General features: G+C 59.5%; 13 protein-coding genes and 1 pseudogene. 8 read left to right on the forward strand and 6 right to left on the reverse strand.

Annotation, left to right across the window (positions count from 1 at the left end):
- Window positions 1-3 precede the first annotated feature (3 nt).
- The 3 genes from AAG821_RS08730 to AAG821_RS08740 all read left to right on the forward strand — a co-directional run bounded on the left by AAG821_RS08730 (window position 4) and on the right by AAG821_RS08740 (window position 4095).
- Entirely contained in the window at window positions 4-1071 is a 1068-nt protein-coding gene (locus tag AAG821_RS08730) for a TniB family NTP-binding protein (RefSeq protein WP_341911002.1), read from the forward strand.
- A gap of 13 nt (window positions 1072-1084) precedes the next feature.
- Window positions 1085-2923: a TniQ family protein gene (locus AAG821_RS08735; protein ID WP_341911004.1), complete on the forward strand. Its 1839-nt coding sequence runs from the start codon at window positions 1085-1087 to the stop codon at window positions 2921-2923.
- A 143-nt stretch (window positions 2924-3066) separates the two neighbouring features.
- Window positions 3067-4095: a TniQ family protein gene (locus AAG821_RS08740; protein WP_341911006.1), complete on the forward strand. Its 1029-nt coding sequence runs from the start codon at window positions 3067-3069 to the stop codon at window positions 4093-4095.
- A gap of 233 nt (window positions 4096-4328) precedes the next feature.
- Here the strand turns inward: AAG821_RS08740 and AAG821_RS08745 are convergent, their stop codons facing one another.
- The 5 genes from AAG821_RS08745 to AAG821_RS08765 form a co-directional block, all read right to left on the reverse strand.
- On the reverse strand, window positions 4329-5306 hold the full coding sequence (locus AAG821_RS08745; protein WP_341911008.1) for a dipeptide ABC transporter ATP-binding protein: 978 nt from the start codon (window positions 5304-5306) through the stop codon (window positions 4329-4331).
- Window positions 5303-6295, reverse strand: a complete 993-nt coding sequence (locus tag AAG821_RS08750) for an ABC transporter ATP-binding protein (RefSeq protein ID WP_341911010.1) — start codon at window positions 6293-6295, stop codon at window positions 5303-5305. Before AAG821_RS08750 ends, AAG821_RS08745 begins: the two co-directional genes overlap by 4 nt.
- Window positions 6296-6298: 3 nt before the next feature.
- Window positions 6299-7171, reverse strand: a complete 873-nt coding sequence (locus AAG821_RS08755; RefSeq protein WP_341911012.1) for an ABC transporter permease — start codon at window positions 7169-7171, stop codon at window positions 6299-6301.
- A 1-nt stretch (window position 7172) separates the two neighbouring features.
- Window positions 7173-8114, reverse strand: a complete 942-nt coding sequence (locus AAG821_RS08760; protein ID WP_341911014.1) for an ABC transporter permease — start codon at window positions 8112-8114, stop codon at window positions 7173-7175.
- 96 nt (window positions 8115-8210) lie between these two features.
- On the reverse strand, window positions 8211-9815 hold the full coding sequence (locus AAG821_RS08765) for an ABC transporter substrate-binding protein (protein ID WP_341911016.1): 1605 nt from the start codon (window positions 9813-9815) through the stop codon (window positions 8211-8213).
- 140 nt (window positions 9816-9955) lie between these two features.
- Here AAG821_RS08765 and AAG821_RS08770 point away from each other — a divergent pair, with 140 nt between their 5' ends.
- Complete coding sequence (locus AAG821_RS08770; RefSeq protein ID WP_341911018.1) at window positions 9956-10999, forward strand: alpha/beta fold hydrolase; 1044 nt, start codon at window positions 9956-9958, stop codon at window positions 10997-10999.
- On the forward strand, window positions 10996-11532 hold the full coding sequence (locus AAG821_RS08775) for a MarR family transcriptional regulator (protein WP_341911020.1): 537 nt from the start codon (window positions 10996-10998) through the stop codon (window positions 11530-11532). The genes AAG821_RS08770 and AAG821_RS08775 overlap by 4 nt, the downstream gene beginning before the upstream one ends.
- A 501-nt stretch (window positions 11533-12033) precedes the next feature.
- Here AAG821_RS08775 and AAG821_RS08780 read toward each other — a convergent pair.
- Window positions 12034-12984 carry a dienelactone hydrolase family protein gene (locus AAG821_RS08780; protein ID WP_341911021.1) on the reverse strand — a complete coding sequence of 317 codons (951 nt, stop codon included), beginning with the start codon at window positions 12982-12984 and terminating at the stop codon, window positions 12034-12036.
- A gap of 275 nt (window positions 12985-13259) precedes the next feature.
- Between AAG821_RS08780 and AAG821_RS08785 the strand changes: the two genes are divergently transcribed.
- From AAG821_RS08785 to AAG821_RS08795, 3 genes and pseudogenes are all read left to right on the forward strand, one after another.
- The gene (locus AAG821_RS08785) at window positions 13260-13787 is read left to right on the forward strand and encodes a TRAP transporter small permease (RefSeq protein WP_341911023.1); all 528 of its coding nucleotides are present in this window, start codon (window positions 13260-13262) and stop codon (window positions 13785-13787) included.
- A complete protein-coding gene (locus AAG821_RS08790) occupies window positions 13784-15067 on the forward strand; it encodes a TRAP transporter large permease subunit (RefSeq protein ID WP_341911025.1) in 1284 nt (427 codons plus the stop codon). The genes AAG821_RS08785 and AAG821_RS08790 overlap by 4 nt, the downstream gene beginning before the upstream one ends.
- Before the next feature lie 33 nt (window positions 15068-15100).
- Window positions 15101-15388, forward strand: a pseudogene (locus tag AAG821_RS08795) (TRAP transporter substrate-binding protein); the annotation flags it as partial.

Raw genomic sequence — 15388 nt, forward strand, 5'->3', positions numbered from 1 at the left:
ACGATGATTGAAGAAAGCTATGGCGTTCGCGCCATCAGCCTGGACGAAGTGATGGCCGAAACGCCTGTCAAAACCATGCTCGAGAGGCTCGCGTCTACCTATCATCGCTATCCAGGGGAAGGCAAAATCTGGAATGAACTGAACGACTGCCTTCAGTACGGGCGCATTGGGCTCAATAAAAAGCGGCCTACCCGCAGTATCTACATTGTGGGCGAATCCGGAGCCGCCAAGTCCTTCACAATCGAAGAGTGGGCCAGACACTATCCCGTGCAAAAAGTGGGCGACAAGAAAATATACCCTGTCGTCGTTGTGAGCATACCTGCCAATGCGACTATCAAAGGTGTGAATGCGGCTATCAACCGTGCCTTTGGTCTTAAGCCTTTCCTGGCGCATACGGGTGTCGAGCAGCAACAGACGCCGGAGGTCATCCAGCGAATAAAAGACGCAGGCGTCTTGCTGATTATTTTTGACGAGGCGCAGCACGCGCTGGATAAGAGCGACAAGGTTATCGTGAGTGTCCGCCGTCACCTGGTACATCTCGCGAATGTATGTGGGGCATCCATCGCAATTTGCGGGACGCCGGAGATTGTTCGAATCTTCAACATCAGCAGTGAGCTTCGCCGACGTTCCGATGGGTTCATCCGTATGGAGGCAATGGACTGGCACGATCCGAATGAGCGTAAGGACTTCATGGGCTTCCTTGCTGATATGGAAGCCCTGATGACCGAGTTCCACCCGTTGCCCCAAATCTGGCAGCCGGACACTGCGCTACGCCTCTATGTCTTCACGGGTGGCCTAATTGGTCTGACGGCAGATGTCGTGATTGCGGCTGTAAAGCTCGCTGTGCGTAGGAAGGCACCGACACTCACTCATGAACACTTCTATCTGGCCATCGAGAGGATGAAACAGCAAGAGTTCGACGAGGGCAGGTCTGCTCGAATCTGGTCTCAGCCTAACCCCTTCGCCAAAGAAGCGGTGCTTGTTCCAGAGAAGGCGGTACTGGATCTTTCCAACAAGGCGTTGCGTAGCCGCCGCGGGGCACGCAAGGCCCGGCAAAAAGACGCTCTATAACCGTAGGCACGCCATGCCGAAGCCTTACATTGCGTGCCTGCCTACCACCGTAGACATTATCCTAGGCGAGTCCTTGATCGGCTTTGCCGCACGGGTATCCGAGGCCAATCATTTCGGGCGCACATTGCCGCTTCTTTTAGATGCGGGAATCTCTTCCCCATACATTCCTTCTGCCGCCACCGTACCCTTTGACCTGACTGAGCTGTCAGCGTTGACAGGTGTGCCTCGAAGCGCTCTGAAAAACGCGGCTTATTGGCCAATGGCCCGCCGGACAGTGAACTTCCAGGGTCACAAAATTCCCCGTGAATTTGTCACCGTCGAGCAGCGACGTGCGTGCCCGGAATGCCTCCAGGAGGCGGCTTATCACCGCGCCATCTGGGACCTGAGTTTTGTCACGATTTGCCACCGGCACCGCAGGGAACTGCTAAGCAGTTGTCCGTCCTGCGACCGTCGTTTGGGATGGAAGTGGTCCAGTCTGTGTCTCTGCGAATGCGCTTTTGATTTCCGGCGCGCTAGAAAGAGAATGGTGCGAGATTCAGAGCTGGCAGGCCTGACCACCTTAGTGCAGACGCTTGAACCAGGACAGAATGGCAAGGGTATTTTGCCTGGCGTGGTTTTGTCTCCGGCTGACGAGATTACCTTGGCCTACCTGATGGGCTGGTATGCAACAGGGCGTACGCGGCGACCGAGACCAATCCGTAATCTCAGTGCATCGAACGGCATCCCCGGTATCCTCGCAGCGGGCGTGGAGGTATGCCGGAACTGGCCTCACGCATTCAGCGACTTGCTGGATAGACGCCTAGCTGGCGCTATCGGCCATCGAGGCCGCTATGGTTTCGAGCGTTCCTTTGGTGCTTTTGGAAACTGGTTGCTCTATGGCGATCACTCACCGACGCTGCAGCGTTTCCTGAAAGAAGCGTTGCGGGCTCACTTCGCCGACCACCCGGAGCTTCGCACCAGGACAAGACGCTTGGAGGCAGTTCACAGCGTCGACCGGATGACCCTGACTGAGGCCAGACGGCACCTGCGCTGTCGCGTGGAACGCCTGAGGCCATTGCTCATAGCTGGCGGTCACGTGAAAACTGGTGGTGGCAGTGGCGCGCCGATTCTCGTGCGGACGCAACTCGTCCTGAATCTTCGAGAAGAGATAAACGGATTGGTCGACCGTAGGGGCATCCAACAGCAGCTGGGCTGCACTAAACTTCTAACGAGGCGATTGATACGGGGGTGGGACCTGGTACCGTCCGATGGGCTGGCTGCCGAATTGTTCAGAAGGAAGGCATGGCACCGTGGCCGGGTCGACAGGCTGGTCAGGGAACTCGAGCGTGTCATCGACCCGACATTGCCGGTGGGTGTTCTGCGGCCGATGACCTCGGTCATCAGCGAGCTAAACACACGTGGAATCGGCATGGCCCGGTTACTCAAATCCATCCTGGCGATGCGACACGTGCCAGGGCGGCTTATTCCGGAGAAAGTCGGGTTGGCCCGTATTGGTGTAGATGCCTGTGCGCTCACCCGCCAGATGACCGGCCTCGACGTCCTGACGCTGCCGGAAGCTGCCAAGGCGCTCGGGGTGAAGCAGGAAGTCGCATATCACCTAGAACGTCGTGTTCTGCTGAAGTCAGAGCGGCGGCCAGGATACAAAGGGCGCGTCGTTTCCGAGACCGAGTTGGCGCGCTTCAGAAATGCCTATGTGATCCCCAGCCAGCTCGGCCGTGATGTCGGGCATTATCAAGGCTGGGCTTCCGACCAGCTCAAAGCTGCGGGCCTAAAGCCTGTGACCGGTCCAGGTGTCGATGGGGGGCGCCAGTTCGTATTCTGGCGGGCTGAGGTCGAGCGCCTACGGTGGTGAGCCGCTGAAAGCATTCAAGGATTCCGCCATTCGAATGCTCGAAATTAAGGTGAATACTTGAATTTCAGCAAGAATCCTTGCCATATCGAGCCAGTTTTCCTTGGCTCGCAAGGTTTTCCTTCGGGCAGATCTGGTCTGAACGATTGCCTGAAGACGATATATCGCCGCTCCCTCAATGGTGTGTGCCCCGGGTCTATCCTGATGAAGCCATAAATGGCCTGATCATCCGGATCACCGAAGCCAACCAGTTCAGCGATCCTATTAAGGTCTCTAAATCAGCGGGGCTCGATTTCCCGTTGCTTTACTTCACCCCAGAACAGCTTTCACGTTTGGCGCTGCTCGCAGATACGCCCATTGAGGAAATCCGGGCCCCTTGGCTTTCGCTGAACCCGGCGATGGAACCAACGCCTGCATACGGGCGCTACTTGGGCGACGCTTGGCCTGAACTGCAAAGGGGCCACCGATATTACTGCCCACATTGCCTGGCAGATGCGCCATATCACCGGCTGGCCTGGACCTTTTATGCCATTAGGGTTTGTGTGAAGCATCGGGTGCAACTCCAATCCATATGTCCCAAGCCAAAATGCAAATTGGGACACCGGTGGCGCACCCACAGTAACCGGGCCTGCCAATGCGGTCAGGATCTTACTGAAGCGACCGCTGAACCCGTATCCGATGTCGACTTGGAGGGAGCTTCCTACATCCAGCGGCAGCTTTTTGGTTCCGACGGCGATACCCCGGAGTTACTAAGCGGTTTGACAATGGCGACGCTGCCCCAGGTTCTGGTGGCAGCCGCCAACCTTCCAATGGCAATCAGGTTGGACATCCTGGACGACGCGGCAGATCCAGGCGGGCTTGCCCGATACGGCGACCTTAAAAGTGGCGACCAAACAATTGTTGACGGTGCATTCCCTGATCTGAACCGCGCGCTCAGTCTGGGGCTCGCAATGATGACCCAGCCCGCTGACAAGGTTGGGGCGGCCATCCGTAAATCTCTGTTGGCGATCGAGCCCCAATCGGATCCATACTGGATTTGGCATCTCAGCAGGATGAAAGTTGGCGACAGGCTTCCCCGAGTGATCAAGCAGGCACTCGTTGGCGTCGACACGTCCGCCTGGAAGAAGAAGCGCGGACGTAAAAAGAAATCTGATGCGGTTACCAAAAATCAGTAACTTGGCTCAAACAGGACAGCTTTTGAGGCACGGCTTGCAAAACAGGACAGCTTCTGAGGCAATCCGGGACAACTTCCTCGGCACCGGAAGTGTCGGAATCAATGACTTAGCATCAGTTTCTGGACAGCTTCCGTGACACTTAGCATTTGTGTCAGTGCATGCGTTCGGGCTTCGAGTCTCAGATCCATCCGGCGCTGAAACCTCAGACCCTAGTGTCCGTTAGGCGGGACTTCTCAAGCCGCTGATTCGCGGAGGTGGCAAGACACCCAGCGGCCTGGCGTCACTTCCCGCAAATCGGGGGTTTCGATCCGGCAGCGATCGATCGCGTAGGGACAGCGTGTGTGGAAGTGGCAGCCCGGTGGCGGGTTCATCGGGCTAGGCACGTCGCCTTCGATCACCAGCTCGCGGCGCTGGGCGCGCGGATCGGCCACAGGGGCGGCGGCGATCAGTGCTTCCGCATAAGGATGCAGGGGGTGAGCAAACAGTGCCTCCTTGTCCGCCATCTCGACGATGCGGCCTAGATACATCACTGCCACGCGGTGTGCGATATGCTCGACAACGCCAAGGTCGTGCGAGATGAAGAGGTAGGCCAGGTTGAATTCCTCTTGCAGGTCCATCATCAGGTTGATGACCTGCGCCTGCACTGAGACGTCGAGCGCTGAGACCGGCTCGTCGGCCACTATCACCGCCGGCTGTAGCGCCAGGGCGCGCGCCAAGCCGAGCCGCTGGCGCTGCCCTCCGGAGAATTCGAACGGATATTTGACCATCGCGTCGGCGCGCAGGCCGACCCGCTCCAGCAACATCACGACCTTTTCCTCGCGCGCCGTGCTGGTCAGCTCCTCGAAGTTCTCCAGAGGCTCACCGACGATCTGGCCGGCCGTGAGCCGCGGATTGAGTGACGCATAAGGATCCTGGAACACCATCTGGATACGCCGGCGGTGCGGCCGCATGCCTTCCTCGTCGAGATGTGTCACGTCGACGCCATCGAGCATGACGCGGCCCGAGGTCGGCTGCATGAGCCTGACCAGGAGACGGCCGACGGTCGACTTGCCGCACCCAGACTCGCCAACCAGGCACAAGGTTTCGCCACCGCGCAGGGCGAAGGAGACGCCATCGACGGCCCTGATTTGGCCCACAGCACGACGAAGCCCGCCGCGAAGGACGGGGAAATGTTTGATCAGCTTGTCGACCTCGAGCACCGGCGCCGTCATACGGGTGTGCTCCGGTTGGCTTCCCAGCACGCCACAATATGGCCCGGGACAGGTTCGGTGAGCGGCGGCGCCTCGGCGTGGCAGTGTGCAGTTGCGAACCCGCACCGCGGCGCAAAGGCGCATCCCACAATTGGCTCTCGCAGTGATGGCACGATCCCGGGAATTTCCGCCAGTCGCCGCGTGTGCGTTCCCGGGCGGCGACCGCGCGGGATCGAAGCCATGAGGCCGCGCGTATAGGGGTGAAGCGGGCGATCGAAGAGTTCGAGCATCGGCGCCTCCTCGACCTTTCGCCCGGCATACATGATGACCACGCGTTGCGCGTTTTCCGCGACGACGCCGAGATCGTGGGTGATCAGGATGATCGCGGCATCCAATCTGTCCTTGAGCTCACGCATGAGCTTTAGGATTTGCGCCTGGATCGTGACATCAAGCGCCGTCGTGGGCTCATCGGCAATCAACACCATAGGGTTGCAGGCCAGCGCCATCGCGATCATGACACGCTGCCGCATTCCACCGGAGAACTGATGCGGATAGTCGCCCAGGCGACGCTTTGCATCGGGAATGCGAACCAGATCGAGCATGGCTCGGGCTCGGTCAAGCGCCGCCGCACGCGCCAAACCCTGATGAATCATAACGGTCTCGGCTATCTGATCGCCGATGGTCATCACCGGGTTGAGCGAAGTCATCGGTTCTTGGAAGACCATGGCTATACGGTTGCCGCGGATGCCGCGCATCTGCGCCTCCGGCAGGCTCGTGAGATCGGTCCCGCCAAAATGCACTGCGCCGGATACGATGCGGCCGCTGGTCTCCGGGATGAGACGCATGATCGATAGAGCGGTCACGCTCTTCCCGCAGCCGGATTCGCCGACAATTGATAACGTCTCTTTCGCGCCGACGGTGAAGGACAGGCCGTCTACGGCACGCACGACGCCCTCGCGGGTAAAGAACTGGGTGTGGAGGTTCTGAACTTCGAGAACGGGGGCGGTCATTGGCTACATCCGCCGTGCCAGGCGTGGGTCGAGATGATCGCGCAGTCCGTCACCAAGCAGATTGATTGCCAGGACAACGAGGGCGAGGCAGGCACCAGGGAAGAAAATCGTCCACGGTGCGCGTGCCAGAAGCAGCCGGCTCGAGGCGACGATATTGCCCCAGGTCGGTGTCTCGGGGGGGACGCCGGCGCCAAGGAAAGACAACCCGGCCTCGATCAGGATGGCCGACGCGGCCACGTAGGTTGCCTGGACGATCAGCGGCGGGATCGTGCTCGGGAGGATATGACGCAGGATAATCTTAAGCTTGCGGCTGCCGCCGCTGATCGCCGCCTCGATATAGGGCTGCTCGCGGGTGGTCAGCACGACGGAGCGTACCAGACGCACGACGCGGGGAATCTCCGGAATGGTGATTGCCACGATGACGATTACAACACCGCCCTGATTGAGGGACACGAGGGCGATGGCCAGCAGAATTGCCGGAATAGCCATCAATCCGTCCATCAACCGCATCACCAGATTATCGACGCTTCGCAGGTAGCCAGCAGCGAGGCCGATGGCGAGCCCGCCGGCCACGGCGAGAGCCGCCACCGACAGCCCGACGATCAGTGATACGCGGGCCCCGTAGACGCAGCGCGCGAAGATGTCCCGGCCGAGATGATCGGTGCCGAAATAGTAGGTTCCAGAGGGGGGCTGTAGGCGGTCTACGGGATTGATGAAGGTGGGATCGCCTGCCAGGAGCGGCGCCAGGATCGCGACGCAGGCCATGAAGATCAGGATCGCGGCGCCGATCACGATTGTCGGGCTGCGCCGCCCGAATTCGGCAAGGCGGGCGGGGAGGCCGGCTCTTCGGCCGCGTATTTGGGAAAAGGCTGTCATCTCAATACCGAATGCGCGGGTCGAGGAACGTGTAGGACAGGTCGACGAGCAGGTTCACCAGCACATAGATGCCAGAGAAGATCATGATGACGCCCTGAATGATCGGATAGTCGCGCCGCGCGATCGCGTCGACGACAAGCCGGCCTATGCCCGGAATGTTGAACACCGTCTCGGTGATCACCACTCCTCCGATCAGCAATGCCACACCAATGCCGATGACCGTTACGATCGGCACGGCCGCGTTCTTCAGGGCGTGGCGCAAGAGCATTGGGGCCCTCGCCACACCTTTGGCGTTGGCGGTGCGGATGTAATCCTCCGCCAGCACATCGAGCATGGTCGTGCGCGTGATGCGCGCGATAAGAGCCACGTAGGCGAGACCGAGCGCCAGCGTCGGCAGGATGAGATTGTGAAGCCAAGCCAGGATGCCGTCGGCGAGCGGCGTATAGCCCTGCACCGGCAGCCAGCGGAGTTCGATGGAGAACAAAAAGATGAGCAGGTATCCGACAACAAAGACCGGAACAGAGAAGCCTGCGACAGCGAGGCCCATCACGAAGCGGTCGACAGCGCGTCCAACGTTGGCTGCAGCAATCACGCCAAGGCAGACGGCTACCGTCACGGCGAACACGATGGTGGTGACGGCAAGAGAAATTGTCGGTTCGGCACGCTGGGCGATCAGGGTAGTGACCGGATCGCCCCAGAACATGGAACGGCCAAGGTCGCCCGAGGCTAGGCTGGCGAGCCAGACAAGAAGCTGCCGCCACAAAGGCTCGTCCAGGCCCAGCTTGCGACGGATTTCCATGATGTTCTCGGGCGAGGCATTGTCCCCGGCCATGATGGCTGCTGGGTCGCCGGGGGCAAGATGCAGGAGAAGGAAGACAAAGACGGCCACCAGGCCCATGACAGGGATCGTCATGAGCAGGCGCCGAATGATATACGCAGTCATGTGGTGCTCCCGATCTTGCCTCTGCTCACGGAGAATTCGTCCCGGAGGCGCGGAGGAATATTCTACATCTCCGCGCCGCCGGGGGCATAATCAGGCTTACACCTTCTCCGCGTTCCACCATGGGACAATCTCCGCGACCGGGATCACGCCTCGCAGATTGCGGCGCATGGCCGCCGGTTGCACCCATTGTCCGTAGTAGAGCTGGGGCACGAAATTCCACGCATTTTCCTGGAGCTCACGGGCCACAGTCTTGCGTGCATCCAGCGTCGGGGCCAGGGCCCATTTGTTGCGCAGGTCCTCATGCTTGGCATCGGAGGGCCAGCCGAACCAGGCCTTGTCGCCGGTTGCAGCATGGGCGGAGAGAAGGATCGGATTGCCAATGGCGGCACCACCCGACCAAGTGATGAAGATGTTCCAGCCGCCCTGGTTTGGCGGGGCCTTGCTAGAGCGACGCTGCACGACGTTCGACCAGTCCATAGCCTCAACCTGGACGTTAAGGCCGGCCTGCCGCATCGCCTGCGCGATAACGAGGCTCGTGTTGCTCATCACAGCAATATTCGTCGCTTGCATAATGACGATCGGGCGGCCGTCATAGCCGGCCTCCTTGAACAGTTCACGCGCCTTGGCGAGGTTCTGCCCGCCTTTGAACCAATCGATATTGGCGTCGTTTTCCATGGGTGTGCCCATGCCAAAATACGACGACACCTGCTTGACGTATTTCGAATCCCCGAAGGTGGCCTTCAGCACGTCGCTCTGCTTTACGATGTATAGCATTGCCTGGCGTGCTTTGATGTTGTCGAAGGGCGGATGCAGGTAGTTGAGCCGTACCTGGCCGACATTTCCAAGCCCGTTCAGCACTTCGATCTTGATGTTGCGGTCGCTCTCGAGCTGCGGCAGCAGATCGGTTGGCGGCACTTCATAGAAGTCGATCTCGCCGGCCTGCAAGGCGGCGACCGCGGTCTGTGCGTCCGGCATATTGATCATGATGACGCGGTCGACCTTGGCGACCTTGCCACCAGCGATACCGGACGCGGCCTCCGCACGCGGCACGTAGTTCGGGTTGCGGTCGTACACATACTGCGTGCCAGGCTTGGTTTCGTCGAGGTTGAGCGTAAAAGGCCCGGAGCCGACGACCTGATCGATCTTCTGCATCGGATCGGTCTCGGCCTCCTTCTTACGCATCATGAAGCACATCGGCATGTTGGTCTTGGCCAGTACGTCCAGCACCAGGCCATAAGGCTCCCGCAGTGTGATGCTGAACGTCTTCTCATCCTTGGCGGATAGGTCCTTGACCCTTTCCATCAAATGCTGCCCGCCGCCGTCGCGCGCGGCCCAGCGTTTCAGAGAGGGCACGATGTCGGCCGTGGTGACTGCCGAGCCATCATGCCACTTGAGCCCGTCGCGCAGCTCGAATGTATAGGTCAGCTTGTCGTCTGAGACGCCATGTCGGCCGACCATCTGCGGCTGGGGCTGCTGGTTGCCGTCAATGCCGAACAGGGTGTCGTAGACCATGCCGCCGTGGTAGCCGGCCATATTCGCCGTCGTCCATATCGGGTCGTAGGTCGGGATGTCGCCGTGCATGACCGCGCGGATTGTGCGCGCCGCGCTGGGCCTGGATTGTCCGCGTACGATACTGGGCGCGGCCAGCATGGCCGAGGCGGCGAGGCTGGTCTGTATGGCAGTACGGCGAGTGATCTTCATCGGTTCTCTCCCCTGTGGATTCTTCTTCATTTGCCGTTCGGCATAATAGTTGGTACTAGCACGAATTAGTACATCAATGTACTATATGCCGAGCGCGCGAGGAATCCAAGCTCATTTGAGACGGAGTGGCGGGCCGGGGAATGGCGATGGTGCAAACGATCAAGGATGGAATAGGGAACGGCGAACAAGCCCACCTGCATCGGCTGCGCGCCCCCGAGGCGGACGACGTTTGGCTCGGGCTCATTCAACGCGGGAGCCGGGGCAAGAATAATAGGCTGCGGCCGGTCTTGGTAGTTCACGGTTCGACCCTCGGCGCCACCCTGTTTGACTTGCCCGTCGCGGGATATTCGATGCTGCGCGACCTGGCGAGCAGCGGTCGCGCGGTCTATGCGATCGATATACGCGGCTACGGCCTGTCGTTGAATGGCCGCGTGATGGACGCGCCGCCGGACGCGAATCCGCCATTCGGTACATTGGAACATGCCGTCCTGGACATCGGGGCGGCGGTTGACTTCATCAGGGCTCGTGAGAACGCGGGCGCTCTCGATATGATCGGAAGTTCGTGGGGAACGATCACGGCGGCGCTGTATGCAACCCGATACCCGCAGAACGTTGCGCGGCTGGTGCTTTCCGCACCGCTCTATGCCGAGAAGAACGAGGCATGGCTCGAGCGTATCGCGAACCCTGACAACCGCCGGCAACTCCATCCGCGATTTGGCGCTTATCGCCTGCTGACGTTGGAGGAGCTGACGCTGCGCTGGACGGGCGATCTTGGGGGCGAGGACCCAGATAGTCGCCGTGAGCCGAACATCGCGGAGGCGATCTTTTCGGCGCTCTCTGCCGCCGATCCCCGCGCGCAGTCACATCGTCCGCCGGCGCTGCGGATCCCCAATGGGGCTCTTCTGGATCTTGTCACCGTGTTCAATGGTCAGCCGCTCTATGAGCCAGAAAAGTTGACAATGCCGATCCTGATCATTCGCGGCGCTGGCGACACGACATCGACAGATAGCGACGCGCGTAGTCTGCTGGGCCGCGTGGCGTCGCGCGACAAGGAATATCATATCGTGTCGCCGGGCTCCCATTTCCTGTGCGTCGAGCGAAACCGGCGCCAGTGGTATGATCCGATCAGGCGTTTTCTGGACGAAGACAGAAGCGAATCACTCGACCGAGAGATCCGAAGATGAGAAAGACTGCGAAATTGCCAGCAGATGAAGGGCGTACGGTATGGGAGCCCGATGGCGATTTCGGCCGCCGCGAGAGGCTGGCGGCCGTCCTGAAAGGCAATCCGATCCCGGTGGCTTATCGCCTGAACTACGTGGCGAATTTTTATGTCGGCCCCCTTGTGAAGAATATGGAGCAGGCGTTCGGCCTGTCACGTCCTGAGTGGATCATTCTGTTCTGCCTGACGCAGCGCCCGGATCTGAACGCGCAGCAGATCAGCGACGTCTCAGGCCGACCAAAGACCAGCATCTCTAAGGCCGTCCGGCAGTTGCTGAACAAGAAGCTGATCGTGCGGAGCGCCGATGTGCGAGATGGCCGTCGTCTCGTGCTACATCTCACGGGTGCTGGACGTGAGATTTATAAAAAGATTCTCGCCAGCTTCGTGGCGCGCGAAGCCGACATGATGGCCTGCCTTGATCATAGCGAGCGCCAAACGCTTCTGGGGCTGCTCGACAAGGTCATCGACAACAGTGCCAACTGGGCTAAGCCTTACTAACGACCCCCCCCCCAGCGCCATGCAAGCCACGGTTTGAGATGCTGACAATCATTTGAAGAATCGAGCGTTCCTGTTCCGGATTGAGTCAACCGATCATGTCGCTCATTGGCTTGAGCCTCTTTGCACGCGACAATGATCGGGGCAATCTATCCCGCTAGGCTTTGCTGGTCCTCTAGCATCTCCATTCAGATTGCCCAGATATGGCCTCGGCAGGGATTGCTTCCACAAGAGGTGCTTTCTCGAGGCCTCTCGGGTCTATCACCCGATCGGTCTTTCAGAGCATTTTCAAACTCTAGTATCTGGCATCTCATTTGGGCGTCTCTTCTGAGTGTCCTAACTGATTTGCGCGCTCTCGAAATCTCGGCGAACGGCACTGAACCCGTTGTCAGCCTAGAAATATTCGCCAGCGTTGATAAACAGCGCTCGCGGAATGGGGCTCCTGCCGATCAGTGAGGAGCCCCATTTTGTGGTGCCTGCTTTACAGTTGTTTGAACGGCAGTCCTACGGCTTCAACACGGTCTGCACAAACTCGCTGACTGCAATGGTGACGGCGCGGGTGGCGTCTGGATCGTGACCCACAGTCGGACCAATGCGCACACATTCATCTTTGTAGGTGAATGGCGTATTGGTGGCCGCATTGATCAGGATGGCCTGGTCGTTTTCCCTGATCTTGCAGTCGCGGACCGACTGGTCAGCCCGGGTGGGGACGGCGGGATTGGCGCCGAGCGGATTGTCGAAACCATGCGGTGCATTGGGGTATTCGGTCAGCAGAATATCAGTGCCGGCTTTCTTCAGGCGTTCGATATAAGGTTTGCAGGAAGAGACCGGATTATAATTGTCCGGTGTGCCGTGGTAGATGCGGATTGGTCGGGCCGCGACCTTGCCATCCTCACGATAGGTGGTGCCGCAATCGGGATAGAAGGCGATATAGGCTGCAAAACTGACCCCGCTCTTATTCCACAGCTTTTGGAAGCGTTCGACACTGGCATAGAGCGCCGCCTGGCCGCCGCGAGAGAATCCCATCAGGATGATGCGGTTGGGGTCGACTCTAGGATGCTTGGCCAGTATTTCCAGCGATCTATAGATGTCGAGTATAAAATTGAGACGGCCCAGAAGAATCTGATTGTCACCCACGCCGGTCAGGCCACGGCCCGTCATGCCATCGATGACGAAGGTCGAAATGCCCATTCCGTTTAGATGGCGCCGCCAGTATTGCGTGTTGGCGCCGGCGCCGCCCGATCCGTGCATCAATATGACGACCGGCAAACGACCCGGACCCTGCGCGATGCTCAACTCACCACCCAGCACCACCTCTTTGCCTTTGTTGTCGCCAGACAGGAACTGGGTATCGGTGATGGTCAGTGTGGGAATCGGGTGCAGCTCCACGCGCACTGGTAAAGACTTGTCAGCAAGCGGCTGGGCCTGAACGGCACAGGCCATGAGCGTCGCCATCGCGGCGACCAGTAATGTTCTGATCATGTTTCCTCCAATTGTTTTTGCATTCGTTAAATGTACTAAATGGTACATTTCATCGAAAAATTACCACAGGGCAGCGGTATCGAGAAACGCAAATTGCAGATGCTGCGCCGCATCATTTTTCGCTGCTGTTGACAGAATGAACTGGTTCGTACATTTTGCGCCGACAAAATGTACCAAACCGTACATTCAGCGGATTGGTCGGGGAAACGCATCAGAGCGGCCGTTGCAGGCCGCTGTCCGAGGGCTGAATGAGCGCAGTGGCAGACTATTACTTCCGATTCCTGAAGCTGATTCTGGTCGTTCTGCTATCCGCCATGGTCGTCATGGTGTTCGGCAACGTGGTGCTGCGTTATGGCTTCAACTCCGGGATCAGCGTTTCCGAAGAACTCTCGCGCTGGGCCTTTGTCTGGCTGACCTTTCTTGGTGCTACCGTGGCGCTGCGCGAGCGCCAGCATCTCGGCCTCGACTCGCTCATCATGGCCCTGCCACGCGGTGGCAAGCGTCTTTGCCTTATCGTCAGCCAGGCGCTGATGCTGTACGTCACCTGGCTGCTGCTGTCGGGTAGCTGGACGCAGATGCAGATCAACATGGATGTTCCGGCCCCGGTTTCCGGCCTGTCCAGCGGTGTTTTCTACGGAGCGGGCGTCGCTTTCAGTGCATCTGCGCTGCCGATGATTGCCTATGACCTGTATCGCGCGCTGGCCGACAAACTGACCGATGAAGAGCTGATCACCGTCACGGAAAGCGAAGAGCACCTGCCCGGAGAGCCGAAATGACGATTGCCATTTTCGTCGGCTCCCTGCTCGGGGCCATGGCCATCGGCATGCCTCTGGCCTTTGCGCTACTGGTCTGCGGCGCGGCCCTGATGCATTACCTGGATCTGCTCGATCCGCAGATCGTCGCCCAGAATGTCATCAACGGCGTCGACAGCTTCCCGCTGCTAGCCGTACCGTTCTTCATTCTGGCGGGCGAGATCATGAATGCAGGCGGCCTGTCCCGCCGCATCGTTGATGTTGCGATTGCCCTGATCGGCCATGTCAAGGGCGGTCTGGGCTATGTCGCCATCCTTGCCGCCACCTTCCTGGCGGCATTATCCGGTTCGGCGATTGCCGATGCCGCTGTGCTGTCTGCCATCCTGGTACCGATGATGGTGCGGGCCGGTCACGACAAAGCGCGCTCCTGCGGCCTTATTGCGGCTGCCGGCATCATCGCGCCGGTCATCCCACCCAGCATCGGCTTCGTTATTTTCGGCGTCATCGGTGGCGTTTCGATCACCAAGCTTTTCCTGGCTGGCATCGTGCCGGGCATCCTGCTGGCGGTTGGCCTGTCTTTTGCCTGGTGGTGGGTGTCCAAGCGTGAGAATGTCGAGCGCCTGCCCAGGCAGAATGCGGCACAGATTCTGCGGGCCTTCATCGATGGCTTCTGGGCCCTGGGCCTGCCGCTGATCATCGTGCTGGGGCTCAAGTTCGGCATCTTCACGCCGACTGAAGCCGCGGTCGTTGCTGCCGTTTATGCCCTCTTCGTCGCGACCGTGATCTACCGCGAAATGAAGCTAAGCGCGCTATACGGCATCCTGGTGCGCGCGGCGATGACCACCAGCGTCATCATGTTCCTGGTTGCCGGCGCCATGCTGTCCTCCTGGCTGATCACGGTATCCGAGGTCGCCAGCACACTGGTCGACCTGGTGCAGCCTTTCATCGACAAACCGATGCTGCTGATGGTCATCATCATGATCCTGGTGGTGATCGTCGGCACCGCGATGGATATGGGGCCGACCATCCTGATCCTGACCCCCATCCTGATGCCGATCATCAAGGCCGCGGGCATCGACCCGGTCTATTTCGGCGTGCTGTTCATTATCAACAACGCGATTGGCCTGATCACGCCGCCGGTAGGAACAGTGCTTAATGTCGTTGCCGGCGTTTCCAGAATCAGCATGGACGACATGATCAAGGGCGTGTGGCCCTTCATGGTCGCGCAACTGATCGTCCTCGCTCTGCTGATCGTCTTTCCGTGGCTTGTTACCGGCCCGGCGAACTTCTTCTTTGCTCGGTAACTACAAGTGAAATCCAAAAAGGGAGGATTATCTATGCGTATCAAGACATTTCTGACTGCGGCAGCCATCCTGGCCGCCGGTCTCGCCTGCTCGGCGGCCGAAGCCCAAGTCCGCGAGCGCAACCTGCGTCTCGGTTTTGCGGTCAACCTGGATACATTCCAGGGGCGCGGCGCCAAGTATTTTGCCGATCAGGTCAACGAAAAGGGCCAGGGCAAGCTGAAGGTGACTGTGTTCCCGGCCGGTACGCTGGGCGGCGATGTGCAGACCGTGGCGGCGCTGCGCGGCGGCACGGTGGATGCGACCCTGATCGCCACCAGCATC

It is taken from the genome of Ferrovibrio terrae (assembly GCF_943372915.1).
Lineage (GTDB): Bacteria > Pseudomonadota > Alphaproteobacteria > Ferrovibrionales > Ferrovibrionaceae > Ferrovibrio > Ferrovibrio terrae_A.